Consider the following 23,114-nt stretch of genomic DNA (forward strand, 5'->3'; position numbering starts at 1 on the left):
AGTCATGTCCTCGACAGTGACACCCCCACGATCGAGCAACGTCTCCGAGGCACTGGCCCGTGGCCGCCTCGGAGTGCCCTCGGTGATCTTCTTCGTGCTCTCCGCCGCGGCGCCGCTGACCGTGGTGGCCGGTGTGGTCACCACCGGCTACGGCGTCGTCGGGGTGCTCGGCATCCCGCTGGCCTTCCTGGCGGTCGCCGCCGTGCTGGCGCTCTTCTCCGCCGGCTACGTGGCGATGGCCCGCCGGACGGCCAACGCCGGCGCCTTCTACGCGTACGTGGCCCGGGGGCTGGGCCGACCGGCCGGGGTGGGCGCGGCCTGGGTGGCGCTGATCGCGTACAACGCCCTCCAGGTCGGGCTCTACGGCACCATCGGCGCGGCGGCGGCACCGGTGCTGGACCGGCTGTTCGGCGTGACGCCACAGTGGTGGATCGTGGCGCTGCTGGCCTGGGCGCTGGTCGGCCTGCTCGGGCTGCTGCGGGTGGACATCAACGGCATGGTGCTGGCCGCGCTGCTCTGCGCCGAGATCGCCGTCATCGTGCTGTTCGACCTCGGCCAGTTGGGCAACCCGGCGGGCGGCAGCGTCAGCTTCGCGGCGTTCTCGCCGGACAACTTCTTCGTACCCGGCCTGGGCGCGGTGCTGGTGCTGGCCATCCTCGGCTTCGTCGGCTTCGAGGCGGCGGTGGTGTTCAGCGAGGAGAGCAAGGACCCGCAGCGGACCGTACCGATGGCCACCTACCTGTCGGTGGCGATCATCGCGGTCATCTACGCCCTCTCGTCGTGGAGCATGACGGTGGCCGTCGGCCCGGACCGGATCGTCGAGGAGGCCAACGCCCAGAGCGTCGAGCTGATCTTCAACCTGGCCGGCGCGCACCTGGGGGACACCGTCCTCACCATCGGCCAGGCACTCTTCCTGACCTCGGTGCTGGCCGCGATGATCTCGTTCCACAACACCACCGCGCGGTACGCCTTCGCGCTGGGCCGTGAGCGGGTGCTGCCGGCGGTGTTCGGGCGTACCTCGCCGACGACCGGCGCGCCGCAGGCCGCCTCGCTGGCGCAGAGCGCGCTCGGACTGGTGGTCATCCTGCTGTACGCGTTCAACGGCTGGGACCCGGTCCTGCAACTGTTCTTCTGGCTGGGCACCAGCGGCGGCTTCGGTGTGCTGCTGCTGATCGCGACCACCGCCGTCGCCATCATCGTCTACTTCGCCCGCAACGCCGAGCAGGAGACGCTCTGGCGGCGGCTGGTCGCACCCGGGATCGCGGCGATCGCGCTGACCGTCATCATCGTGCTGGCGGTGCAGAACTTCGCGAACCTGCTCGGCGTCGAGCCCGACTCCCCGCTGCGCTGGGCCTTCCCGGCGGTGTACCCGGTGGCCGCGCTGCTCGGCGCGCTGTGGGGGATGACGTTGCGCAGCAGCCGACCCGACACGTACGCCCGGATCGGCCTGGGCGCGGAGAGCGCCGCCGCGGTGGCGGTCCCGCCGTCGCGGGTCGAGGCGGAGGTGCGGCGATGAGCGTGACGACCGTCTCGCGCCTCGGGGAGGCCGACACCCGCTGGGTGGCCGAGCGCATCGCCGAGTCCTTCCTGGTCCTGGACGCCACCCGGTGGCTGGTCCCGGACGAGGCCAAGCGGGAGGCGGTGCTGGCCGGGAATTTCGAGATCATCGTGGCGCACGCCATGCGGCACGGGCTGGTGTTCGGCACGGCGGACCGCGCCGGTGTGGCGGTCTGGCTGCCGTCGGTCGGTGAGCCGCTGCCGCCGCCGGAGGACTACGACGCCCGGCTGGTCGCCGCCTGCGGGGAGTGGACCCCGCGCTTCGTGCACCTGGACGAGTTGTTCGCCACCCACCACCCGCATCGGGACCACCATCACCTGGCGCTGCTGGCCGTCCGGCCGGATCGCCAGGGACAGGGGGTGGGTTCGACGCTGCTGCGGCACCATCACGCGTGGCTGGACGCCAACGGTGTGCCGGCCTATCTGGAGGCGAGCAGCGAGATCGGCCGTGACCTCTATGCGCGGCACGGTTACCGGGTGTCGGAGCCGTTCCGGCTGCCCGACGAGACGCCGTTCTGGCCGATGTGGCGGGAGCCGTCCGTCACCTGAGTCGTCCGCCGCCACCGGATCGACGACGCGGGCGCCGGCCCGCGAGGGCCGACGGGCCGAGACGGTGGCGGCGGACACGACGGTGGCCGGGTCCTCGCAGGCCCGGCCACCGTCGCCACCCCCTCTTAGTACGTGCCGTCGAGCTGCCCCCGCAGCTTCGTCAGCGCCCGGGCCAGCAGCCGGGACACGTGCATCTGCGAGACGCCGATCTGCTCGGCGATCTGCGACTGGGTGAGGTTGCCGTAGAAGCGCAGCGTGAGGATCTTCTGCTCGCGCTCGTCCAGAGTGGCCAGCGCCGGCCCGAGGGCCACCCGCAGCTCGGCCAGCTCGAACTCGCTGTCCTCGCCGCCGAGCATGTCGCCCAGCTCGGTCGCCCGGTCGCCGTCACCGGTCGGGGTGGACAGCGACACCGCGTTGTAGGCGCGGGCACCCTCCAGGCCCTCCAGGACCTCTTCCTCGGTGAGCTTGAGGTGGCTGGCGATGTCGGCCACCGTCGGCGAGCGACCCAGGGTCTGCAACAGCGAGCTGTTGGCGTCGGAGATGGCCAGCCGCAGTTCCTGGAGCCGCCGGGGGACGCGGATGTCCCAGGTGCGGTCGCGGAAGTGCCGCTTGAGTTCGCCGATGATCGTGGGGATCGCGTAGCCGGCGAAGTCGACGCCCCGGGTCGGGTCGAACTTGTCGATGGCCTTGATGAGGCCGACGGCGGCGGTCTGGGCCAGGTCGTCGGTGGGCTCCCCGCGTCCGCTGTAGCGGTGCGCGAGGTGGTTCGCCAGCGGCAGCCAGGCCTCGATCGCCCGGTCGCGCAGCGCGGCCCGGGACGGGTGCCCGGCCGGCAGCGCGGCCATCGCGTTGAGTAGGTCGGTGGCGCTGTCGGAGAGCGAACGCGGGTCGAGCTTCGGTGCCGTGGGCGCCGGGGCAGTCGCCGTTTCGGTGAGCGCGGTCATGGTGGTCCTCCCTGCACCTCGTCCGCGGATAAAGACGTGACGCTTTGGTTTAGAGCTTGCTAGTCCGTTCGGGAGTCACCTTAGCCTGATGGTGCCGCAGAAATCTAGCCGAACGGACGATGTACTTAAGTTACTTCTAGCCATGAAACGGTCTCAACCGGCCATTCGTCTATGAAGTGCCACCGGATCCGAAGGCGATCCGTGATCTCGACCGGCCGGTTCGGCTGATCCCTGATCGGTCGTCCCCCGTCCCGGCATGAACGGGCGGAGGTCCGACGTCACCGATCGGGGGAGACGCCGACGGGTCGGGCCGACGACTGTCGCCTATCCGTCCTTGTCCCGTCCGTGGGACCCGGCATAGCGTCGCGGGGGACTGTCGACCGGAGGTGTTGTGCTCGACCCCGCGGTGCCCCAACTCGTCGTGAACTGCCGGACGCTGTACTTCAGCTGGCTGCCGGCGGATCCGGGCGCGGTGGCGGCACTCGTCCCGACCGGGCTGCGACCGCATCCCGGTGGCCAGGTCTTCATGAACCAGTACGTGGTGGACGACGCGAGCCAGACCTCCGGCTTCGGCTCGTACTCGCTGACCTATCTCGGAGTGACCCTGGCCGGCGTGGACGCCCCCGACGGGGTGACCCCGGGTGGCTGGTGGACCCACTACGTGACCTCCAGCGAACTGGTCCGCCGGTACGCCCTCGGTCGGGGTGCTCCCGCGTCGGCCGGTGACACCTCCATCGCCGCGAACGGCCACGAACTGGTGACCGAGACCACCATCGACGGCGCGCCGGTGATCCGGGCCCGGGTGCGTGCCGGTGAGACCGGACACGCCGTGCACAACGGCCACCACCGGTACGTCACGTCACTGCACGGTCGGCTGGTCAGCAGCATCTATCCGGTCGTCGCCGAGCCCACCACCTCCTTCGAGATCGAGTCGGTGGAATTCCTGGACCCCGACCACCCGGTCTACGCGCTGCGGCCGGAGAACCCGCTCACCATCGGCTGGGGCTACTACTCCCCACGGGCGTCGTTCGCGTACCCGGGCGGTCTGACCGTGCTCGATGCTCCGGGGTCCGGGGTGACGGACGTGCCCCACGCGGAACGCCCCCTGCCCGCGCTCGGCTGAGCGTCCGTCGTGCCGTCCATCGGCTGAGAATCCGGGTCTTCTTCGGGTTTCCTCTGGTCCAGGTGGGTAAGCCAGTCGCGGGTCGGTACGCCCCGGTGCGCCGGGGAACCGTCGTGCGCGTCGACGTGCCGCCCGGAGGCCGTCCCGGCCTCACCATCCCGGATCGGGTTCGCTCCGCCGGCCGTCGGTGCCGCCGGCGTGCGCCCGGTCCCGGTCCGAGCAGCGAGGAGGCCGCACCATGTCCGGCGAGACGACGAACTCCGTGACCGAGCACCGTGAGCAGGCGGTGGAGAGCGAGCGGGGGGCGCTGGTGGCCGTGCTGGTGATGGTCCTGCTGGGCGTGGCCGGCATCTTCGCCGTCTCCTGACCCGGTCGGCGCGTCGCCCGCCGGAGCGGGCTCAGTCGGTGGCGAGGCGGGCGTGCAGGTGCTCGTCGTGGCGGCGGCCGTCGCCGTAGCGGTGTGACTGGCGCAACGTGCCCTCGAACGGATACCCGGCGCGTTCGGCGACCCGGCAGGAGGCCGGGTTGGCCACCGCGTGACACAGCTCGATGCGGTGCAGGCCCAGATCGCGGAAGGCCCACTCGGTGAGCCGGCTGACCGCCGCCGAGGCGAGGCCCCGCCGGCGGGCGGCGGCGACCGTCCAGTAGCCGATCGAGGCGTCACCGCCGTGGATGCGGTGCAGCGACACCGAACCCAGCATGATCTCCGGTCGGGTCGGGTCGGCCACCGCCAACGAGACGTGGGTGCCCTGCGACCAGTCCGCCCGCCATCGCACCCACTGGCGGGCGGCGTCGAGGTCGAACGCGTCGCCCTGCGGGTTCCACAGGGCGATCGCCGGGTCGTGCCACGCGGCCAGCACGGCGGGCGCGTCCGTGGTGTTCCAGGGGCGCAGCAGCAGGCCGGAGGCGGTCAGTTCCACGACGCGAAAGTCTCGCACAACCGCACGCTCCGTCGCCGGAGCACACCCCCACCACGCATGCACGCCCCCACCACGGATGCACGCCCCACCGCACGGAGCACGCCGCACCGCGCGGGCCTGCCCCCGCGATCATGGACTTGTGGTAGCGACACAAGGCGCACAAGCGCCCAAAAACCTCGCCACTACTCCATGATCGGCGAGGTCCTCCGCAGGGTCGATTCAAAACTTGACCACGTCTTCCGCCTGTGCGGCGCGATGCAGGCGGTGCTGCTCGGGCATGATTGTTCAAATTTTGAGTACGTGCTACCGTGGCGCTATGACCGAGAGCCTGAGCGAGGTGCGACTCGTCGCCTGGCGGGCGTACATCGAGGCCAGCCAGCGGTTGTTCACCCGGCTGGAGGACGACCTGCGGGCCGCCAGCGAGCTGAGCTTCGCCGACTACCACGTGCTGGTGCTGCTCGCCGAGGCCCCGGGGCAGCGGCTGCGGATGGGCGAGCTCGCCGGTCGACTGGTCTTCTCGCCCAGCCGACTGACCTACCAGGTCTCGTCCATGCAGCGACGCGGCCTGGTCGCCCGGCAACCCTGTCCGGACGACGGGCGCGGCAGCGAAGCGGTGCTCACCGCCGCCGGGCTGCTGGCGCTGCGCGAGGCCGCCCCGCACCACCTGCGCTCGGTCCGTACCCACCTGATGGACGACCTCGACGACGCCGAGATCGCCTGCCTGACCACGGTCTTCACCCGACTCGGCCAGCGGCTGCAGGACACCGCCGGCGCCGCCCCCCGCGAGAGCTGAAGGAGCTTCCGATGCCCGCCATCACCGTCGACAACGTCCTCGTCCTGCCCCGCCTGCCGAAGCTCGACGAGTCCACCACCGTCATCCGACCGGTCCGCCGGCTGACCACCGCGCCCAGCGGCTTCGAGGGCGAGGGCTTCCCGGTGCGGCGGGCCTTCGCCGGGGTACCCACCACCGAGCTGGACCCGTTCCTCCACCTCGACCAGATGGGCGAGGTGGAGTACGCGCCGGGCGAGCCGAAGGGGACCAGTTGGCACCCGCACCGCGGCTTCGAGACCGTCACGTACATCATCGACGGGATCTTCGACCACCAGGACAGCCACGGTGGCGGCGGCACCATCACCAACGGCGACACCCAGTGGATGACGGCGGGCAGTGGCCTGCTGCACATCGAGGCGCCGCCGGAGCACCTGGTGGTCAGCGGTGGGCTGTTCCACGGCACGCAGCTCTGGGTCAACCTGCCCAAGGTGGCCAAGATGAGCCCACCGAAATACCAGGACATCCGGGGCAACCAGGCGGCACTGGTCACCACGCCGGACGGCGGCGCGCTGGTCCGGGTGATCGCCGGTGAGATCGCCGGGCACCAGGGGCCCGGGTCGACGTACACGCCGATCACCGTCGCCCACGTGACGGTGGAGCCCGGCGCGCAGGTCGACCTGCCCTGGCGGCCGGACTTCAACGCCCTGGTGTACGTCCTGGGCGGCCGGGGCACGGTCGGCGCGAACGGACGCGGCGTCCGCACCGGGCAACTCGCGGTGCACGGGCCGGGCGACGCGTTGCGGTTCAAGGCCAACGCCCGGCAGGACAGCCGCACGCCGACGCTGGACCTCTACATCATGGGCGGGCAGCCGATCCGGGAGCCGGTGGCCCAGTACGGCCCGTTCGTGATGAACAGCCGGGACGAGCTGATCCAGGCGTTCGAGGACTACCAGGCCGGTCGGCTCGGGGTCGTCCCGGCGGAGCGGGTGCCGCACACCGGCGGCCAGGGCGACCGGCCCTGACCAATCTGTACGGGCAGCGCCCGTCCCGGTCCGCGGTCGGGGACGGCCGCGGACTCCGGGCGGGCGGTCCTGTTCGGACCGCCGCCTGGACCTCGCCGCGACACCGCCAACGTTCCCGGACACCGCACTAGGTGCTCAGTGGGCCTGCTCCCGCAGGGTGGTCGGCTGGTCTCGCCACCACCGGAGACTCGGTCCGCCGCTTTCCCGCGTTCGAGTCGCGGCCCGCTTTGCGCAGCATTGCTTGGCAGCGAGCAGGTGGGGAGATTTGTTGTCGCTCCAGCGACAACAAATCTCCCCACCTGCCGCCGTTGCGTGCGGTCTCCGAGGCGTCCGCTCACTCGCTCGGCTGGTCCGCCGGTGTAGCGCGGCCGAGCGCTGCGGATTCGGGACGGCCGGAGGCGGAGCAGTTCAGCGGACCATCAGGCCGCTTCGTGCGTGGGACGTCCAGCGGGGTCGGACACTCGGCAGGTAGCGGCGTACTCGGCGGTCATCGCCTCGACCGCCTGCCGATTATCCAGGTCGAGCCGGACCACCTCGACGGGGCGGCGTCGGCGAGCAGCGCGACGACGGCCCGGCACCGGTCGCATCCCTGCGGGTCCGGAGGTGGCCGGGGCATTTGTCGCGGCCCGTACGCGGTGGCCGCCGTCCTGCGGGTATGGGCGGGCGCTGACCACGCGAAGCGGTTTCGCTACCTGTCAGCAGGCGGATACAGAGTTTCGCGGATCAGGTGCTGGCCCACGGGCGGGAGAGTTCCCGCCCGTGGGCCGCGTGCAGGTCAGGTCGCCGGCTGTGCCGCGCGCCCGCCCAGGTGCAGCCGGCCCACGAGCTGTCGGGCCGGTTCGGCCATGTCCGCCTCGACGGTGACCGCGTACTGGTTGGCCCGCAGCGAGCTGGCCGAGGTGAAGTCTCGCTTGCCGCCGGTCATGGCATGCGCGACCCCACCGAACACGGCACCCCAGACGGCACCGATGACCAGGCCGACGAGGAGCACGGCCAGCCAGTTGCCGACCGTGAAGATGCCGAACAGCAGGCCGATGAAGAGCCCGAGCCAGGCGCCGGTGCCGGCGCCGATGAGCGCCGCCCGGGCCGTGGTCAGCCGGCCGAGCACCGTCTCCACCAGGGTGAGGTCGGTGCCGACGATGGCGGTCCGTTCGACCGGGAAGCGGTTGTCGGCCAGGTAGTCCACGACGCGCTGTGCGGACGGATAGTCCGGATACGCGCCGAGCGTCACGGTCGGCGGGCCGGCCTGCGGGCCGTGCCCGTCGCCAGCGGGTGCCGCGGTGCGGCCTCCGGGACCGGAAGGGAGGGTGCCGCCGCCGGTCACGCCGGGTTGCCACGCCGAGGGGTTCGACTGTGTGGTCATGGGTCTCCTCCTTCGTCTCCGGTCGCGTTCCCGCCGGAGGCGAGCGGTAACGCCCGAGGTGGATCCGGTACCGACCGCGCCCGGGCAGGCGACCGGGCCCCCGGCCACCGCTGCTGCGGTGCTGGCCGGAGGCCCGGTGCTGGTGGTGGGGCCCGAAGGCCCGGTGCGGGTAGGGGGGTGCCCGATCAGGCGCAGGTGCCGCCGTTCAGGGTGAAGGGGCCGGGCGTCGGCAGGCTGCTGCCGCTGAAGGTGCCCTGGAAGCCCACGCTGATCGTGCCGCCGACGGGCACGTTGCCGTTGTACGCGACGTTGCGGACCTCGATGCGGTCACCGGACTGGCTCCAGGTGCCGTTCCAGCCGTTGCTCAGCCGTACGCCGGAGCCGGCGTTGAAGGCGAGCGTCCAGCCGGTGAGCGCCACGCTGCGGTTGGTGACCCGGATCTCGGCGGTGAAGCCGCCGGCCCACGTGTTCGGGGTGAACGTCACCGCGCAGCTGCCGGCGGGCGGGTTGGACGGGGGCGGCGTGGTCGGCGGCGTGGTGGTGGGGGGAGTGGTGGTCGGCGGGGTCGTCGTCGGCGGGGTGGTGGTCGGCGGGGGGCCGGCCGCGACCGCCAGGTCGTACGCCCGCTGGGGCACGAACTGTCCGGCGGCGGCGATACAGCCGTCGGCCTCGCCGGGCAGCTTCACCCAGAGGAACGCGTCGATCGCCGAGTCGCCGGTGGCGGTGGTGCTCGGCGTGCCGATCGCCCGCCCCGGCGGGTCGCACCACTCCGAGCCGGCCGGGCCGTTGCCGTTGCGGCTGGTGTCGATGACCGCCTTGAGGCGGGAGTTGCCGGTGGCCTGGATGATCTGCTTGGCGTACGAGACCTCGTCGGCGGTGCGGCGGTAGTTCGACACGTTGACCGAGATGCCGTCGGCGCTGTTGGCGACGTCCGCCGCGTTCAGTCGAGCGGCTGCCTCGCTGGGCGCGAGCCATCCGCCGTGGCCGATGTCGAAGTAGACCTTCGCCGCTGACGAGCCGGCCTTGAGCGCCTTGCCGGCGTACGCCATGGAGGCCCGGACCTCGGCCTGCTGGCTGGCGTTCATGCAGCTCGTCATGATCGGGAGCACGTCGGGCTCCAGGATGATCGTGGCGGGCCGACCGCCGAGCCCGGCGGCGACCTGGTCCACCCACTGCCGGTAGGCGGAGTGGTTGGGCGCGCCGCCGCCGCTGTGGTTGCTGCAGTCGCGGTTGGGGATGTTGTAGACCACCAGGATCGGGATCTTGCCGGCGTTGGCGGCGGCGTTGACGAAGGAGCTGACCTCCGCGCGTACGGTCGAGGTGTTGGTGGTGGTGTACCAGCGCGGCTGCGGGACGCTGGCGATCCGGTCCCGGATCACGGCGGCCTTGGAATCGTTCGGGTTGGCGGCCACCCAGCGGGCGGCGCTGGTGTCCGGGTCGACGTAGAACACGGAGTCGGCGGCGGCTGCGGGCGCGGGACGCAATGCGCCCACGCCGACGGTGGCGACCACGGTCAGTGCCGTCGCGACGGCGCCGACCACGGCATACGTGCCTCTGGTTCTCATGTACTGCTCCTCGGATGCATCGAAGACAGTGCGTGGAAGCGCTCCCACATGTCCGCCAAGGTACGGGCCGGTTGCGAACTTGTGAAGACCTTCCGGAAGTATCGGGAGGATCGACGGGCACCGCTCGGTAGCCGCCAGGAGGGCCGGCTCGCGAATACGATCACCGGATGGGTCTGGATCGTGCGGGTGTCGTGGTGGTCGGAGCGGGGATCGCGGGCGTCGCCTGCGCCGGGGAACTGGCGCGTGCCGGGGTGCCGGTGGAGATCCGCGAACGCGGTCGGGTGGCCGGCGGACGGATGGCCAGCAAACGCTTCGACGGCCGCCCCGCCGACCTGGGCGCCGCCTACCTGACGGTGAGCGATCCCGACTTCGCCGAGGTGGTCCGCGAGTGGGAGGACGCCGGCCTGGCCCGCGAGTGGACCGACACCTTCGTCTCCTACGACCGCACGGGTCGACGGCAGGTCACCGGGCCGCCGCGCTGGGCGGCCCCCCAGGGACTGCGGTCACTCGTCGAGCACCTGGCCCGCGACCTGCCCGTGGTGGTGAACCGGCTGGTGCTCGGCGTCGAGGCCGGCCCGTCCGTCGACGGCACCGCGTGCGCGGCGGTGGTCCTGGCGATGCCGGGCCCGCAGGCGGCGCTGCTGCTCGACCCGGCCCTGGCCGACGCCACCGAGGCCGCCGGACGACAGCGTTGGGCACCGACACTCTCCGCCGTGCTGCGCTTCCCGACCCGACGCTGGGCGGACTTCCGGGGCGCCTTCGTCAACGACCATCCGCTGCTCAGTCTGGTCTGCGACGACGGCGACCGGCGCGGTGACGGCGCGCCGGTGCTGGTGGCGCACACCACGCCGGAGTTCGCCGCCGGTCATCTCGCCCAACCCACCGGTGCCGCGTCGGCCGTCGAGGCGGCCGTCCGCGACCTGCTCGCGCTCTCCGACCGGGCCGAGCACGTGCACGTGCACCGCTGGACGTACGCCAAGCCCATCTCCGGGGCCGACGCCGGGTTCCACCTCGACGGCGACGGGATCGGGCTGGCCGGGGACGCCTTCGGCGAGTCCCGGGTGCAGACCGCCTGGCGTTCCGGCCGCGACCTCGGTCGCGCCCTGGTCCAGCGTCTGACCTGACGGGCAGGCCGGTGGGTCTGCCCCGGAGGGCGGGGCGGTCAGTCGGGCGGGAGGAGGATCTCGAACCAGACGGTCGAGCCGCGCACGGTGGGGTCGGTGCCCCAGGCGTCGGTCAGCTCCTCGATCAGGCCCAACCCCCGGCCACGGCTGCTCAACGTGTCGGTGCGGGCCCGGGTCACCGTGCCCCGGGACCCGGAGTCGGCCACCGAGACGAGCAGGCGCTCCGGGCTGAGGTCGATCTCGACCAGGGCCTCGGTGCCGGCGTGCAGCAGGGCGTTGGTGGTCAGCTCGCTGGTGCAGAGCACCGCCGCGCCGATCACCGACTCGGCCACCCGCCACTCGGTGAGCAGCGCGGTCATCCAGTGCCGGACCCGGCTCGGCGCGGTCGGCTCGGCCGGCACCTCCATCCGCGCCGACCGGCTCGGCCGCAGCGCGTACTCGACGGCCAGGACGGCGACGTCGTCCTCGGTGGCACCGGGGACCGAGGCGGTGGCGGCGGCGCACAACGCCCTCGGGTCACCGCTGGGTGCGGCGGCCACCGACTCCGCCAGGCGGGCGAGACCGTGCGACAACCCCTGCCGTCGCCGTTCCACCACGCCATCGCTGAACAGCAGCAGGGTGTCGCCGGGGGAGAACGCGACGGTGCCGGTGGCGGGGCGGTAGCCGATGCCCAGCGGCGCGCCGGTCGGCACGTCCACGTAGACGGCCCGTGCCTTGCCCCCCGGCGCGCAGCGGCGCACCAGCGGTGCCGGGTGGCCGGCGCTGGCCAGGGTGAGCTGCTCCCGTGCCACGTCGATCACACCGAACGCCACGGTCACGAACAGCTCGTACGTGCCGGTCTCGGACCCGAGGCTGCTGACCAGGCGGTCGAGTCCGGCGAGCACCTGGTCCGGACGCGGGTCGTTGAGCGCCAGCGCCCGCAGCGCGGCGCGGACCTGCCCCATCCGGGCGGCGGCCTGCACGTCGTGCCCGGCCACGTCGCCGAGCACCACCCCCAGGTCGCCGGTGGGCAACACGAACGCGTCGTAGAAGTCGCCACCGGCGGCGTTGCCGTCGACGCCCGGGTCGTAGCGGGCGGCGATCCGCAGCAGCGGCAGGCTGGGCAGGTTCTCCGGCAACATGCTGCGCTGGAGTAGCTGGGCGGTGCCGTGCTGGGTCTCGAAGCGGCGGGCACGCTCGGTCGCCTGCCCGACCAGCTCGGCCGACGCGGCCAGCAACGCCTGTTCCGGCGCGGTCCAGGCGTGCGGGGTGCGGTAGCCGACGGTGAGCGCGCCGCGTACCCCGGACGCCCGCAGCGGTATCGCCGCCAGGGCACGGACCCGCTGGTCGTGCCGGTCGGCGGCGATGTCGCGCAGCGGCTCGCCGTCGTCGACGAAGTGGGATTGGCCGGTACGCGCGCTGAGTGCCGCCGGTGCCGGCCAGTCCGCCGGTCCGCGCCGCCACAGCGGGGGCAGCCGTTCGTCCGCCTCGTCCACCAGCTCGCCCCGGACCCGGCGGACCAGCCGCCAGCCGCCTCCACCGCCCCCGTCGTCGACGGCGAACGAGACCCGGTCGGCGTCGAACGAGGCGAGCGCGTACCGCAGCGCGACCCGGGCCACGTCGTCGAGGGTCAGCGTGCCGGAGAGCGCCGCCGCGAACTCGCTGAGCCCCTGCAACTGGCGGGTCGCCGGGCTGGTCTCGGCGACCACCGACAGCACCCCGGCGATGCGGCCCCGGCTGTCGCGGACGGTCGAGCAGGCCCAGATGTAGACGGACGGGTCGAGTCCGTCGGAGCGCAGCGGGAGGGGTGCCTCCTTCTCCAGGAAGGGCTCACCGGTGCGGTAGGTGTGCTCGACGACGTCTCCGACACCGGGCAGCCGCCACACCTCGTCGAAGACCTCGGCCGCCGGCCGCCCCACGGCCTGCGGGTGCCGGTCGCCGATCAGCTCGGCGTACGCGTCGTTGTAGAGCAGCAGCAACTCGTCGCCGAGGTAGAGCGCCATCGGTGCGGGTGAGCCGAGCACCACCTCCACGGCGGCGCGGACCGCCGGGTCCCAGGACTCGCGGGTGCCCAGCACCGTCGCACCCCACTCGTGGTGGCCGACGACGGTCGCGGCACGCGGCACCGGCGCGCGGGGCGCCTGGCCTGCTGGCGTGGGGACTCGCCCGACCGTTCCTGGCATGCCCGCAGCCTAGCCCGACCCCTCGACCCGTGTTTCCGATCATGCGCCCGGTGCTTCGGGCCGGGACATCAGGGCAGGTCAGGGCCGTTCTGTCGGGATGTGTCGGGAAAAAGCAGGTGACCTGCCCGGCGTGCAGTCCCGACGTTGGGGTAAGCGCGCGGGGCAGTCCATGCGACAGGAGGGACATCATGCCGGAAACCCTGGCGGCCAGGCAGGTCAACATCGGTGACGCTGTGGCCGACATGTGGAGGTCGGTGCTGCTGTTCGTACCGAGGGCCATCGCGTTCATCGCGATCCTGGTGGTCGGATGGCTCATCGCCAGAGCCGTGCTCAAGATCGTTGATACGGTCCTGGAACGGGTGGGGTTCGATCGCGCGGTCGAACGGGGCGGTATCAAGCGCGCGCTCGAACGGACCAGGTACGACGCCAGTGACATCCTGGCCCGCCTGGCGTACTACGCCGTACTGCTGTTCACGCTTCAGTTCGCCTTCGGCGTCTGGGGTCCGAACGCGATCAGCAACCTGATCGGCGGTGTGGTGGCCTGGCTGCCCCGAGCCTTCGTGGCGATCGTGATCGTGGTGATCGCCGCGGCGATCGCGAACGCGGTACGGGACCTCGTCAGCGGGGCGCTGGGCGGTCTGTCGTACGGGCGGGTGCTGGCCGACCTGACGGCGGTCTTCATCATCGCGCTCGGCGTCATCGCGGCCCTGAACCAGGTGGGTATCGCCACCACCGTCACCACTCCGGTCCTGATCGCGGTGCTCGCCACGGTGGCCGGCATCCTGATCGTCGGCGTGGGCGGTGGTCTGGTCAAGCCCATGCAGAACCGCTGGGACGGCTGGCTCCACCGGATCGCGGAGGAGTCGCGGGCCGTCCGCGAACAGCGGCAGGGCGCCCAGGCCGGACGCAGCGACATGCAGCGGCAGATGGCCGACCGGTCGGGCCAGCGTACCCAGCCGACGTCGACGGGACAGGAGTCGTCGATGTCCGGGGGACGGGGTACGTACCAGTCCGGGAACTCGGGTGACGAGACCCAGCAGTTCGGTCGGTGACCGTACGCGAAGGGTGACGGGTGTCCGCCGCACGGCGGGCACCCGTTCGCGTCACAGCGGGGGCGGCTGCGGTGCCGGGGTGTCCAGCGTGACGATCAGCGCGCAGACGGCGAGCAGTCGCACCAGCACCCAGTCCGCCTCGGCCCACTCGACCGGGGTGGCCGGCGGCTGCCAGCCGTGCTCGTCGGCGGCGGCGCGCAGCCCCTCCGCGTAGCCGGCCAGCGCGGCGGCGGTCAGCGGGGTGTCGTCGCCGTGCAGACTGTCCCGCACCGCGGCGGCGTGCTGGTCGACCACGGCGAGCAGGCCGGGCAGGGCAGCGGCGGCGGCCAGCCCGTCGAGCCCCAGCGTGGTGGCGAGCGCCATCAGCGCCGACCGGTTTTCCTCGACGGTGGTATGGGTCCGAACCCGGTTCGACGGCACGCGCATGGGGAACGAATCTAGCCAACTCGGACCGGCGGTGACCTCGGCCGCTCGGCTGGTGCGGGGGTCGGCCGGTCGTCGTGCCGGACACCCGGACCCGACCGGTCGCCCGGTCAGACGGGCAGTGGCGGCAGCAGGGAGGCACGAATGGACACCACCGACAGGCCCGACGAGGGGCACCGGCGACCGGCCGGTGTGAGTGACGACACGGTGGCGGCGCTCGGCAAGCTCAGCGAGGCGCTGGAGTGCTTGGAGCGCGCCCGTGGCCAGCTCTACTCGATGCACCAGCTCATCGGTCACGCCGACCTGATGCTGGACGAGGCGGTGCGGATGTTCCGCTCGGCCGGGCACGGCACCATCGCCGACCGGATCGCCGACGAGTTGGTGGGTCGGAACGTGATCGCGGGTCGCTGGACGTTCCAGATCGTCGAGGACTTCGACGACGGGTACTACGCGCTCTTCCAGGACCTGGACCGGACGGCTCGCGACGAACTGGTCGGGGGCCGGCGGCACCTGTACGAGGCGGAGATGAAGGAGCGACGTCGTACCCGTGGTCGCGCGGGTCACGAGGCCCGCCCGCAGGAGGCCGGGTGAGGGCGGTCAGTCCACCGAGCCCGGGTGCGGGTGGTTACTCCGAGGATCGGGCGTCCGCCGGACGGCGACGCGCGGTGTCGTCAGCGATGATCACCGTTGCCACCATCAGCGCGACGCAGAGGCTGAACAGCCAGGAGCTGTCCTCGGTGAAGCGTGCGGAGACGGGTGCCTGAGCGGCGGCGAGCAGAAAGCCGAGCCATGCCAGGCGGCGCTGACGCGGGTTGAGGAAGCCGGAGCCCTGATGCATTCCGAAAGTCTTGCGCGCTGTCGCGGCGTTGCCGTCAGCCGAACGGCCGAATCTGTCCGACCCGTCCGAATCCCGACCCGTCCGGCTGACCCAATCGCCGCCGATCATGGGCGTGTCGCCTGGGCGTGAGGCGCTGCACGGGGTCTGTCCCCCGATGTGACGCCCCGATCGGCGGCGGCCGAGGGCTGGTGTCAGAGCGTGTCCGGGCCGGTGCGTCCGGTGGTGGAGGGGCGGTGCGCGCGGTCGGGGTCGGTCGGCTCGCGTCCGGTGCCGGGCACCTGGGAACCCCGGTCGGCGGCTTCCGGCCCATGGCCGAACGCGGCCTCCTCACCGGCGTCGTTGCCGGTCACGTCGTCGGACTGCCCGTCGAGCGTGGATCGGGCGACCGCCCGGTCCAACTCCTCCAACGGCAGCCGTTCCTCGTCACGCCACACCCTGTCGTCGCTCATACCCTCGCCCTACCCCCACCCGCACCCGCCAAACGGCACACCCGGCGGGGCACAGACCTGCGGCGCGGCCAGCCGACACACGACGACCCCCGCCGACAACGGCGACGGCCGCCGGGGTGAGCGGCGGCCGTGGCGGGAGGTACGCGAGGGATCAGGGCTGGGGTCGGTCGACGCTGCCCCGCCAGGCGCCGGTCTCCTGCCCGCGTCGCTCGATGAACTGCTTGAAGCGTTGCAGGTCACCCTTTGCCCGGCGGTCCACGACGCCCAGCTTGTCGCCGGCCTGCTCGACGACACCCTGCGGGTCGAACTCCAGTTGGAGGGTGACCCGGCTGTTCTGCTCGTCGAGCCGGTGGAAGGTGACCACCCCGGCGTGCTTGGTGCCGCCGGTCGAGCGCCAGGCGACCCGCTCGTCGGGAAGCTGTTCGGTGATCTCGGCGTCGAACTCGCGCTTGACGCCGGCGATCTCCACGGTCCAGTGGGTGAGCGTGTCGGAGAGCTGTCGGACCTCCTCGACGCCCTCCATGAACTGGGGGAACTCCTCGAACTGCGTCCACTGGTCGTACGCCGTCCGGATCGGGACGGAGACGTCGACGTGCTCGGTTACACCACTCATCAGGATCCTCTCCTGCGCCGGTGCGGGGGGTGGCCGCAGAAGGCCATCCTCACCAGCGCGTCGTCTCGTTCTTGTGGCCGAGCGCGGCCCAGACCTCGGACACCGTCTGGTACCGGGTGCCCTCCGGCAGTCGCTCCAACTCGGCGAGCAGGTCGTCCGGCGCCTCGTTCTCCCGGGCATTGGCGAGCAGGGCCGCCCGGTCCCCGGGCAGGGCGGTCATCGTGATGAACCGTCCCAACCGGCTGCGAGCCTCCACGTCCTCGGACGTCATGCCCTGCGGCGTGCCGCTGCGGGTCTCGCCGCCGACGACCGTGGTCGTCTCCGGCTGGTCCTCGCCCGCAGGCTCCGGCACCCGGGACTCGTCGACCCGTGAGCCACCGGTCCCCGGCCCCTGGACCAGGCCGCTGACCTCCTGCTCCATCTGTTCGTCGACTCTCGGTGCGTGCTTGCTGCTGCCGCGTTCCATGCCTTCTGCGCTACCCGGCCCGGTGGGCGGTAAACCGGCGCCGGGTCACGAGGGGGCCGGTGACCGGGGCGGCAATACCGGCTCCTCGGCGTCGCGCACGCCGGACTGGATCACCCGTCCCCGCTGCAACTCCGCGTTGATCTGCACGCCGAGCAGCAGGGCGGAGTTGGACAGGTAGAGCCAGACCAGGAACGCGATCACCGCGCCGAGGCTGCCGTACGTGGTGTCGTACGAGCCGAAGTTGGCCACGTAGAGGCCGAAGCCGAAGGAGCCCAACGCCCATGTGGCCAGCGCCACCGCCCCACCCGGGGTGAGCCACCGGAACCGGGGCTGGCGCACGTTCGGCGCCACCCAGAACAGCAGGGACATCAGCAGCATCGCGATCATCGCCAGCGCCGGCCACTTCACCACCGACCAGGCCGTACGAGCCGCACCTCCGGCGCCCACCAGGTTGCCGACCGCGTCCGCGACCGGCCCGCTGACGATCAGACCGGTGGCCACCACGGCGAGCAGCACCAGCGACAGCGCCGCCAACCCGACCTGGATCGGCCGCAGCTTCCACACCGGCCGCCCCTCGGTCACCCCGTAGATGGTGTTCGAGGCGCGGGTGAACGAGGCGATGAAGTTCGACGCGGACCAGAGCGCGCCGAGCAGACCGAAGCTGAGCAGTACCCCGGCCGAACTGTTCTGCTCCACCACGCCCCGGACCACGCCGACGAAGCTCTCGTTGGCCACCACGGACCCCGCGCCGACGTCCCGGGCCAGGTCGAGCATGGTGTCGACGGTGCGTTCCCCGTCGGAGACCAGCCCCACCAGGGCGACCACCACGACGGTGGAGGGGAAGAGCGCGAGCACGCCGTAGTAGGTGAGCGCGGCGGCCCAGTCGGTGCAGTTGTCCTGGACGTAGTTGCGGCCGCTGCGGACCAGCACACCGCGCCACGTCGACCAGTGCAGCTGCCGGATCCGGCCGGGTAGCGCGGACACCGGCGGGTCGGCGGCCGGGGCGTCCGGGTTCGTCGTGGTCATCACCGCTCCCTGGTGGCGGCCGGCACCGGTTACGCCGGGTGGCCCGGCCGGTACCCCCGCACGCGCGACGGCAAACCGGTGCCGAGGTTTAGCGCCGCGTGGACCGGGAACGCCAGTCGGAATGACCCGACCACGGAGGAGGATCGAGATGCCCGGGCGCGAGGTACTGCCCAGCACGCTGCGGCGCTCCCCGGAGAAGGCCCAGCGCACCTGGGAGAAGACGCACGATTCGGCCGTCGAGACGTACGGCGAGGGTGAGCGGGCGCACCGGACCGCCTTCGCCGCCGTGAAGCACCAGTTCGAGAAGGTGGGCGACCACTGGGAGCCCAAGGGTCGCAAGGGCCCGAGCGACCGGCAGGCCGCCGGGGGTGGTCCGGAGCGGCGGGCACCCACGGCCGGCGGGGTGGACGCGAACGCCCCCAAGGAGCACCTGATGGCGCGGGCCCGTGAACTGGACGTGCGGGGCCGGTCGAGCATGACCAAGCCGGAACTGGTCACGGCCATCCAGAAGGCCAACAACCGGCAGACCGCCAAGGCACGCGGCGACTGACCGTCGCACCGAGGGCCCCGACCCGCCGTCACGCGCCGGGTCGGGGCCCTCGACGTGCGGGTACGCGGTCCTCACCAGTGCCCGCCGCCGGGAGCCTCGATGTGCACCGCCTTGGTGGCGGTGAACTCGTCGAGCAGTTCCGGCCCGTAGCCGAAACCCTGACCGCTGCCCCGACGCGGGTGGGCCGCCCCGGCCGGGGCGCCGCCGAAGACCGCGTTCACCTTCACCGTGCCCACCGGCAGCTCCCGCCACGCCCGCTGGGCGTGGCTCATCGACCCGGTCAGTACGGTCGCGGCCAACCCGTACGGCGAGTCGGCGGCACACCGCAGCGCCTCGCTGAACGAGTCGACCACGACGACCGGTGCGACCGGCCCGAACGTCTCCTCCCGGACCAGCGCCATGTCGTGCCGACAGTTGTCCAGCACGGTGGCCGGGTAGAAGGCGCCCGGTCCCTCCGGCAGCGTCCCGCCGACACGGATCCGTGCCCCGTCGGCGACCGCCGCCGTCACCTGCCCGTGCACCTGGTCGCGGTGTCGCCGGTCGACGAGCGGACCCAGGTCGGTGGCGGGATCGCGGCCCGGCCCGCCGTGCAGCGCCGCCGCCCGCTCCACCAGCGCGGCGACGAAGTCCTCGGCCACGTCGCGGTGCGCGTAGACGCGCTCCACCGCCACGCAGATCTGGCCCGCGTTGGCGAACGCGCCGGTCGCGGCCTGCCCGGCGGCCCAGACCGGGTCGACGTCCGCGTCCACGATCAGCGGATCGCTGCCGCCGTTCTCCAGCAGCACCTTGGCGCCGCTGCGGGCGGCTGCCGCGGCGACGGCCCGGCCGGTGGCGGTCGACCCGACGTGCGCCACCACGTCCACCTCGGCCCCGGCGAGCGCCGCCCCGGTCTCCGCGCCGCCGATCAGCAGCGAGAGCACGCCGGCCGGGAGCGCCGAGTCGACGGCGCGGGCCAGCAGCCATCCGGTCGCCGGGGTGCGTTCGCTCGGCTTGTGCAGCACCACGTTGCCGGTGACGAGGGCGGCACCGAGCAGCCCGCACGACACCGCCACCGGGTCGTTCCACGGGGTGATCACGGCGACGACGCCGCGCGGCTGCGGTGTCATGAAGTCCAGGGCGTCGGGCGTGCCGTGCAGGGTCCGCCCACCCCGGGTCGGGGCGAGTTCGGCGTACTGCCGCAGGGTGGCGATGCCGGCCTCGACGCCGCCCCGCGCGTGGGCGAGCGGCTTGCCCATCTCGGTCGTGGTCGCCTCGGCCAGCTCGTCGGCGACGGCGGCCACCGCGTCGGCGGCCCGGTGCAGCGCGGCGGCCCGCTCGGCCGGGGGCGTCGCCGCCCACTCGGCCGCCACGCCGCGCGCCGCCGCGACGGCCTTGTCGACCTCGTCCGAGGTGGCGACCGGCGCGCCGGTCACCGGGGCACCGGTGGCCGGGTCGTGCACCACCAGGTCACCGGCCTCCCCGCCGGCCCCCCACACCCCACCGATGAGCTGCGCAACCGTGTACATGGCGCGCTGCATGCCCCGATGGTCGGCGGGCAAACGTTTCGCCCGGTTGAGCCCGGGTAGCGTCGGTGGATGACGTCGTCCGGTTCTCTCGGCGCCGAAACAGCCGACGCGGTGGTCGTCGGCGCCGGCCACAACGGTCTGGTCGCCGCGAACCTGCTCGCCGACGCGGGCTGGGACGTGCTGGTGCTGGAGGCGACCGGCGCGCCGGGTGGCGCGGTGCGCTCGGCCGAGGTGACCTCGCCCGGTTACCTCAGCGACCTCTACAGCTCCTTCTACCCGCTGGGTTACGCCTCGCCGGTGCTGCGCGGGCTCGACCTGACCCGGTACGGGCTGGCCTGGCGGCACGCCCCGGACGTGCTGGCCCACCTCTTCCCGGACGACCGCGCCGCGCTGCTCAACCGCGACCCCGACGTCACGGCGGCGTCGTTGGAGGAGTTCGCGCCCGGCGACGGCGAACGCTGGCTGTCCGCGTACGCCGAGTGGCAGCGCATCGCCGACCCGATGCTGGACCTGATCACCACCCCTTTCCCGCCGGTACGCCCCGGGTGGGACATGCTGCGTCGGCTGCACACCGGCGGTGCGTTGCGGCTGGCCCGGCGGATGGTCCTGCCGGTGCGTCGCCTCGGCGAGGAGATGTTCCGCGGTGCCGGTGGACCGGCGCTGCTGGCGGGCTCGGCGCTGCACACCGACCTGTCCACCGAGGACGCCGGCTCCGGCGTGTACGGCTGGCTGCTGGTCATGCTCGGCCAGCAGGTCGGCTGGCCGGTGCCGACCGGCGGGGCACAGAAGATCACCGACGCGCTGGTGGCCCGGCTGGCCGAGCGGGGCGGCCGGATCCACTACGACGCCCACGTGGACCGGGTCCTGGTGGCCCGGGGGCGGGCGATGGGCGTCCGCACCGCCGACGGCGGGCGGTACCGGGCGCGTCGCGCGGTCCTGGCCGACGTGCCCGCGCCCACGCTCTACCTGGACCTGGTCGGCGCGGCGGCGCTGCCGCCGAGGCTGGTGGCGGACCTGGAGCACTTCCGGTGGGACGGTTCGACGCTGAAGGTGGACTGGGCGCTGTCCGGGCCGGTGCCGTGGACCAACCGGCGCCTGGCCACCGTCGGCACCGTGCACCTCGGAGCGGATCTCGGCGGGTTGACCGGGTACGCCGCCACGCTCGCCCGAGGTGAGCTGCCCCTCGACCCGTTCCTGCTGGTCGGGCAGATGTCGGTGGCCGACCCCAGCCACTCCCCGTCGGGCACCGAGTCGCTCTGGTCGTACACGCACCTGCCGTTCCGCCGGCACTGGCGCGGCGAGGACGTGCTGGGTCACGTGGAGCGGATGGAGGCGGTGCTGGAGGCGGCCGCGCCCGGTTTCCGGAGCCTCGTGGTGGGGCGGCACGTGTTCGGGCCGGCCGATCTCGAGGAGGCCAATCCGAGCCTGGTCGGCGGTGCCATCGGTGGTGGCACCGCCGCGCCCTACCAGCAACTGTTCCTGCGCCCGGTGCCCGGACTGGGCCGCGCGGACACCCCGGTCGACCGGCTCTTCCTGGCCAGCGCGTCGGCGCATCCCGGTGGCGGGGTGCACGGCGCACCGGGGGCGAACGCGGCCCGGGCCGCGCTGGCCCGGGACCGGACGCTCACCGGCGGTGTCTACCGCCGGGCCGTGGACACCGCCCACCGGGCCGTGTACCGCTGACGCGTCGCGGCGACCGGCCACCTCGACGCGGCCGGTCGCGTGTCGCGCGGTGGCTCAGCGCTCGATGCCGCGATGCCGGGTACGCAGCTTGAACGGCATCAACGCGCTCTCGATCTTGGTGGCGGTGGTCATCTTCGAGTCGCCGTCGCGCCGCTCCTCGAAGCGGATCGGCACCTCCAGGATGGTGTGCCCGAGCTTCGTGGCGAGGTAGTGCATCTCCACCTGGAAGCTGTAACCGTTGGACTGCACCCGCTCCAGCCCGATGTCGCGCAGTGCGTCGGCCCGCCAGATCTTGAACCCGGCGGTCAGGTCCCGGATGCGGACCCGCAGCAGCGTGTGCACGTACAGGTTGGCCCAGCCGCTGAGCGCCCGGCGGTACAGCGGCCAGTTCTCGTCCAGCTCGCCACCGGGCACGTACCGGGAGCCGATCACCACACCGGCCTGGGTGGAGAGCAGCGCGCCGAGCATTCCCGGCAGCGCCTCCGGCGGGTGCGACAGGTCGGCGTCCATCTGGGCCACGTACTCGGCCCCGCCGTCGAGGGCCCGGCTGATCCCGTCCACGTACGCCCGGCCGAGGCCCTCCTTGCCCGGCCGGTGCACGACCTCGATCCGATCGGGGTGCTCGATGGCCAGTTTGTCCGCCACCTCGCCGGTGCCGTCCGGGGAGTTGTCGTCCGCGACCAGCACCTTGAGGCCCGGCAACGGCAGGGCGAGCAGGCGCTCGACCAGCAGTGGCAGGTTGCCCGCCTCGTTGTAGGTAGGTACCACGACGGTCAGGCGCGCGTCCCCCCACGGCGTGGGTAACTGGACGGGTTCGATCATGGAGGACATCCTCGGTCTGCGGACAGGCTTCCCCGAGAGCGTAGCCACTTGTCCGTTCCAGGGGGAATCGGCTCCCCCTGGCCAGGTCAGTCCGGCGTCTTCTGCCGGCGGGCGATGTCCGCGAGCCGACTCAGCGTCTCCTTGTTGCGCTGGTGCAGCACCAAGTCATTGACCTTGGTGCGCAGCCAGCGCAGCGGGCCGGCGGCGAAGTCCTCGCCGAGCAGCACCCGGGTGGTGTGCGGCCCGACCGGTTCCAGGGTGAAGACCACCACCCCCTCGCCGGCCGGCCAGAGCTTCACCCGCAGCACCAGCTTCCGTTCCGGCTCGCACTCCAGCACCTGGGAGGAGTCCTCCAGGGAGAAGGGCCAGGGGCCGGCCCGGTGGTGCAGCCGGGTCCCCACCCGGGGCCAGTCGTCGTCGACGTCCCGCATGTGCGCGGTGCCGACCACCCAGTCGCTGTAGGTCCACCCGTCCGCCAGCACCGCCCAGACCTGCCGTACCGGTGCCTCGATGTTCCGTTCCACGATCGCCACGAACAGGCCGTACCCAGGTGGGCGGCCCGGCTAACGGCACCACGGGTTAGCTT

25 protein-coding genes are annotated in these 23,114 nt (G+C 72.6%); 11 read left to right on the top strand and 14 right to left on the bottom strand.

Translation table 11 applies throughout. The features are described from left to right. Positions 1–4: 4 nt before the first annotated feature. The gene (locus ABZ738_RS12030) at positions 5–1,516 is read left to right on the top strand and encodes an APC family permease (RefSeq protein WP_131052408.1); all 1,512 of its coding nucleotides are present in this window, start codon (positions 5–7) and stop codon (positions 1,514–1,516) included. Then, on the top strand, positions 1,513–2,106 hold the full coding sequence (locus ABZ738_RS12035; RefSeq protein ID WP_131052407.1) for a GNAT family N-acetyltransferase: 594 nt from the start codon (positions 1,513–1,515) through the stop codon (positions 2,104–2,106). Before ABZ738_RS12030 ends, ABZ738_RS12035 begins: the two co-directional genes overlap by 4 nt. Positions 2,107–2,231: 125 nt before the next feature. Here ABZ738_RS12035 and ABZ738_RS12040 read toward each other — a convergent pair whose 3' ends face one another. Beyond that, complete coding sequence (locus ABZ738_RS12040) at positions 2,232–3,050, bottom strand: SigB/SigF/SigG family RNA polymerase sigma factor (RefSeq protein WP_131052406.1); 819 nt, start codon at positions 3,048–3,050, stop codon at positions 2,232–2,234. Between the two features lie 391 nt (positions 3,051–3,441). On the opposite strand from ABZ738_RS12040, the gene ABZ738_RS12045 reads away from it, so the two are divergent. Further along, positions 3,442–4,173, top strand: coding sequence for a hypothetical protein (locus ABZ738_RS12045; protein WP_176093235.1), 732 nt, complete (start codon positions 3,442–3,444; stop codon positions 4,171–4,173). A 238-nt stretch (positions 4,174–4,411) separates the two neighbouring features. Next, complete coding sequence (locus ABZ738_RS12050) at positions 4,412–4,540, top strand: hypothetical protein (RefSeq protein WP_255446600.1); 129 nt, start codon at positions 4,412–4,414, stop codon at positions 4,538–4,540. A 31-nt stretch (positions 4,541–4,571) separates the two neighbouring features. Here the strand turns inward: ABZ738_RS12050 and ABZ738_RS12055 are convergent, their stop codons facing one another. Then, a complete protein-coding gene (locus ABZ738_RS12055) occupies positions 4,572–5,093 on the bottom strand; it encodes a GNAT family protein (RefSeq protein ID WP_254876770.1) in 522 nt (173 codons plus the stop codon). Between the two features lie 316 nt (positions 5,094–5,409). Between ABZ738_RS12055 and ABZ738_RS12060 the strand changes: the two genes are divergently transcribed. Together ABZ738_RS12060 and ABZ738_RS12065 are read left to right on the top strand one after the other, a co-directional pair. After that, a complete protein-coding gene (locus ABZ738_RS12060) occupies positions 5,410–5,886 on the top strand; it encodes a MarR family transcriptional regulator (protein WP_357212654.1) in 477 nt (158 codons plus the stop codon). A gap of 11 nt (positions 5,887–5,897) precedes the next feature. Further along, a complete protein-coding gene (locus tag ABZ738_RS12065) occupies positions 5,898–6,887 on the top strand; it encodes a pirin family protein (RefSeq protein ID WP_131052402.1) in 990 nt (329 codons plus the stop codon). A gap of 775 nt (positions 6,888–7,662) precedes the next feature. On the opposite strand, the gene ABZ738_RS12070 is transcribed toward ABZ738_RS12065, so the two are convergent. Further along, complete coding sequence (locus ABZ738_RS12070) at positions 7,663–8,250, bottom strand: general stress protein (protein WP_131052401.1); 588 nt, start codon at positions 8,248–8,250, stop codon at positions 7,663–7,665. A gap of 185 nt (positions 8,251–8,435) precedes the next feature. Then, the gene (locus ABZ738_RS12075; RefSeq protein ID WP_131052400.1) at positions 8,436–9,815 is read right to left on the bottom strand and encodes a glycoside hydrolase family 6 protein; all 1,380 of its coding nucleotides are present in this window, start codon (positions 9,813–9,815) and stop codon (positions 8,436–8,438) included. Between the two features lie 167 nt (positions 9,816–9,982). Between ABZ738_RS12075 and ABZ738_RS12080 the strand changes: the two genes are divergently transcribed. Continuing rightward, complete coding sequence (locus ABZ738_RS12080) at positions 9,983–10,939, top strand: FAD-dependent oxidoreductase (protein WP_131052399.1); 957 nt, start codon at positions 9,983–9,985, stop codon at positions 10,937–10,939. Between the two features lie 38 nt (positions 10,940–10,977). Here the strand turns inward: ABZ738_RS12080 and ABZ738_RS12085 are convergent, their stop codons facing one another. Further along, on the bottom strand, positions 10,978–13,101 hold the full coding sequence (locus tag ABZ738_RS12085) for a SpoIIE family protein phosphatase (RefSeq protein WP_357212657.1): 2,124 nt from the start codon (positions 13,099–13,101) through the stop codon (positions 10,978–10,980). 188 nt (positions 13,102–13,289) lie between these two features. On the opposite strand from ABZ738_RS12085, the gene ABZ738_RS12090 reads away from it, so the two are divergent. Beyond that, complete coding sequence (locus tag ABZ738_RS12090) at positions 13,290–14,153, top strand: hypothetical protein (RefSeq protein ID WP_131052397.1); 864 nt, start codon at positions 13,290–13,292, stop codon at positions 14,151–14,153. A 51-nt stretch (positions 14,154–14,204) separates the two neighbouring features. Here the strand turns inward: ABZ738_RS12090 and ABZ738_RS12095 are convergent, their stop codons facing one another. Further along, positions 14,205–14,579 (bottom strand): DUF6401 family natural product biosynthesis protein, encoded by a 375-nt coding sequence (locus ABZ738_RS12095; RefSeq protein ID WP_131052396.1) that lies wholly within the window; start codon positions 14,577–14,579, stop codon positions 14,205–14,207. Positions 14,580–14,720: 141 nt separating this feature from the next. On the opposite strand from ABZ738_RS12095, the gene ABZ738_RS12100 reads away from it, so the two are divergent. Beyond that, positions 14,721–15,167, top strand: a complete 447-nt coding sequence (locus ABZ738_RS12100) for a hypothetical protein (RefSeq protein WP_357212660.1) — start codon at positions 14,721–14,723, stop codon at positions 15,165–15,167. 34 nt (positions 15,168–15,201) lie between these two features. Here ABZ738_RS12100 and ABZ738_RS12105 read toward each other — a convergent pair whose 3' ends face one another. The 5 genes from ABZ738_RS12105 to ABZ738_RS12125 form a co-directional block, all read right to left on the bottom strand. Continuing rightward, on the bottom strand, positions 15,202–15,414 hold the full coding sequence (locus ABZ738_RS12105; RefSeq protein ID WP_131052394.1) for a hypothetical protein: 213 nt from the start codon (positions 15,412–15,414) through the stop codon (positions 15,202–15,204). A 191-nt stretch (positions 15,415–15,605) separates the two neighbouring features. Further along, entirely contained in the window at positions 15,606–15,863 is a 258-nt protein-coding gene (locus tag ABZ738_RS12110; protein WP_131052393.1) for a hypothetical protein, read from the bottom strand. Positions 15,864–16,014: 151 nt separating this feature from the next. Then, the gene (locus ABZ738_RS12115; protein ID WP_131052392.1) at positions 16,015–16,476 is read right to left on the bottom strand and encodes an SRPBCC family protein; all 462 of its coding nucleotides are present in this window, start codon (positions 16,474–16,476) and stop codon (positions 16,015–16,017) included. Between the two features lie 49 nt (positions 16,477–16,525). After that, the gene (locus ABZ738_RS12120; RefSeq protein ID WP_131052391.1) at positions 16,526–16,942 is read right to left on the bottom strand and encodes a DUF2795 domain-containing protein; all 417 of its coding nucleotides are present in this window, start codon (positions 16,940–16,942) and stop codon (positions 16,526–16,528) included. 45 nt (positions 16,943–16,987) lie between these two features. Further along, the gene (locus ABZ738_RS12125) at positions 16,988–17,968 is read right to left on the bottom strand and encodes a YihY/virulence factor BrkB family protein (RefSeq protein WP_131052390.1); all 981 of its coding nucleotides are present in this window, start codon (positions 17,966–17,968) and stop codon (positions 16,988–16,990) included. A gap of 148 nt (positions 17,969–18,116) precedes the next feature. On the opposite strand from ABZ738_RS12125, the gene ABZ738_RS12130 reads away from it, so the two are divergent. Further along, positions 18,117–18,518, top strand: coding sequence for a ChaB family protein (locus ABZ738_RS12130; protein ID WP_131052389.1), 402 nt, complete (start codon positions 18,117–18,119; stop codon positions 18,516–18,518). Positions 18,519–18,589: 71 nt separating this feature from the next. On the opposite strand, the gene ABZ738_RS12135 is transcribed toward ABZ738_RS12130, so the two are convergent. Beyond that, complete coding sequence (locus ABZ738_RS12135; RefSeq protein WP_357212754.1) at positions 18,590–20,023, bottom strand: aldehyde dehydrogenase family protein; 1,434 nt, start codon at positions 20,021–20,023, stop codon at positions 18,590–18,592. 69 nt (positions 20,024–20,092) lie between these two features. On the opposite strand from ABZ738_RS12135, the gene ABZ738_RS12140 reads away from it, so the two are divergent. Next, positions 20,093–21,706, top strand: a complete 1,614-nt coding sequence (locus ABZ738_RS12140; RefSeq protein WP_131056495.1) for an NAD(P)/FAD-dependent oxidoreductase — start codon at positions 20,093–20,095, stop codon at positions 21,704–21,706. A 54-nt stretch (positions 21,707–21,760) separates the two neighbouring features. Here ABZ738_RS12140 and ABZ738_RS12145 read toward each other — a convergent pair whose 3' ends face one another. After that, a complete protein-coding gene (locus ABZ738_RS12145; RefSeq protein WP_131056497.1) occupies positions 21,761–22,528 on the bottom strand; it encodes a polyprenol monophosphomannose synthase in 768 nt (255 codons plus the stop codon). 86 nt (positions 22,529–22,614) lie between these two features. Then, positions 22,615–23,061 carry an SRPBCC family protein gene (locus ABZ738_RS12150; RefSeq protein WP_131056499.1) on the bottom strand — a complete coding sequence of 149 codons (447 nt, stop codon included), beginning with the start codon at positions 23,059–23,061 and terminating at the stop codon, positions 22,615–22,617. Between the last annotated feature and the right edge of the window lie 53 nt (positions 23,062–23,114).

It is taken from the genome of Micromonospora sp. NPDC047793 (assembly GCF_040642635.1).
GTDB lineage: Bacteria > Actinomycetota > Actinomycetes > Mycobacteriales > Micromonosporaceae > Micromonospora.

Coding starts and splice junctions, on each gene's coding strand:
- ABZ738_RS12030 (WP_131052408.1), top strand. CDS start 5: ATGTCCTCGACAGTGACACCCCCACGATCGAGCAACGTCTCCGAGGCA.
- ABZ738_RS12035 (WP_131052407.1), top strand. CDS start 1,513: ATGAGCGTGACGACCGTCTCGCGCCTCGGGGAGGCCGACACCCGCTGG.
- ABZ738_RS12040 (WP_131052406.1), bottom strand. CDS start 3,050: ATGACCGCGCTCACCGAAACGGCGACTGCCCCGGCGCCCACGGCACCG.
- ABZ738_RS12050 (WP_255446600.1), top strand. CDS start 4,412: ATGTCCGGCGAGACGACGAACTCCGTGACCGAGCACCGTGAGCAGGCG.
- ABZ738_RS12060 (WP_357212654.1), top strand. CDS start 5,410: ATGACCGAGAGCCTGAGCGAGGTGCGACTCGTCGCCTGGCGGGCGTAC.
- ABZ738_RS12065 (WP_131052402.1), top strand. CDS start 5,898: ATGCCCGCCATCACCGTCGACAACGTCCTCGTCCTGCCCCGCCTGCCG.
- ABZ738_RS12070 (WP_131052401.1), bottom strand. CDS start 8,250: ATGACCACACAGTCGAACCCCTCGGCGTGGCAACCCGGCGTGACCGGC.
- ABZ738_RS12075 (WP_131052400.1), bottom strand. CDS start 9,815: ATGAGAACCAGAGGCACGTATGCCGTGGTCGGCGCCGTCGCGACGGCA.
- ABZ738_RS12080 (WP_131052399.1), top strand. CDS start 9,983: ATGGGTCTGGATCGTGCGGGTGTCGTGGTGGTCGGAGCGGGGATCGCG.
- ABZ738_RS12085 (WP_357212657.1), bottom strand. CDS start 13,101: ATGCCAGGAACGGTCGGGCGAGTCCCCACGCCAGCAGGCCAGGCGCCC.
- ABZ738_RS12090 (WP_131052397.1), top strand. CDS start 13,290: ATGCCGGAAACCCTGGCGGCCAGGCAGGTCAACATCGGTGACGCTGTG.
- ABZ738_RS12095 (WP_131052396.1), bottom strand. CDS start 14,579: ATGCGCGTGCCGTCGAACCGGGTTCGGACCCATACCACCGTCGAGGAA.
- ABZ738_RS12100 (WP_357212660.1), top strand. CDS start 14,721: ATGGACACCACCGACAGGCCCGACGAGGGGCACCGGCGACCGGCCGGT.
- ABZ738_RS12105 (WP_131052394.1), bottom strand. CDS start 15,414: ATGCATCAGGGCTCCGGCTTCCTCAACCCGCGTCAGCGCCGCCTGGCA.
- ABZ738_RS12110 (WP_131052393.1), bottom strand. CDS start 15,863: ATGAGCGACGACAGGGTGTGGCGTGACGAGGAACGGCTGCCGTTGGAG.
- ABZ738_RS12115 (WP_131052392.1), bottom strand. CDS start 16,476: ATGAGTGGTGTAACCGAGCACGTCGACGTCTCCGTCCCGATCCGGACG.
- ABZ738_RS12120 (WP_131052391.1), bottom strand. CDS start 16,942: ATGGAACGCGGCAGCAGCAAGCACGCACCGAGAGTCGACGAACAGATG.
- ABZ738_RS12125 (WP_131052390.1), bottom strand. CDS start 17,968: ATGACCACGACGAACCCGGACGCCCCGGCCGCCGACCCGCCGGTGTCC.
- ABZ738_RS12130 (WP_131052389.1), top strand. CDS start 18,117: ATGCCCGGGCGCGAGGTACTGCCCAGCACGCTGCGGCGCTCCCCGGAG.
- ABZ738_RS12135 (WP_357212754.1), bottom strand. CDS start 20,023: ATGTACACGGTTGCGCAGCTCATCGGTGGGGTGTGGGGGGCCGGCGGG.
- ABZ738_RS12140 (WP_131056495.1), top strand. CDS start 20,093: ATGACGTCGTCCGGTTCTCTCGGCGCCGAAACAGCCGACGCGGTGGTC.
- ABZ738_RS12145 (WP_131056497.1), bottom strand. CDS start 22,528: ATGATCGAACCCGTCCAGTTACCCACGCCGTGGGGGGACGCGCGCCTG.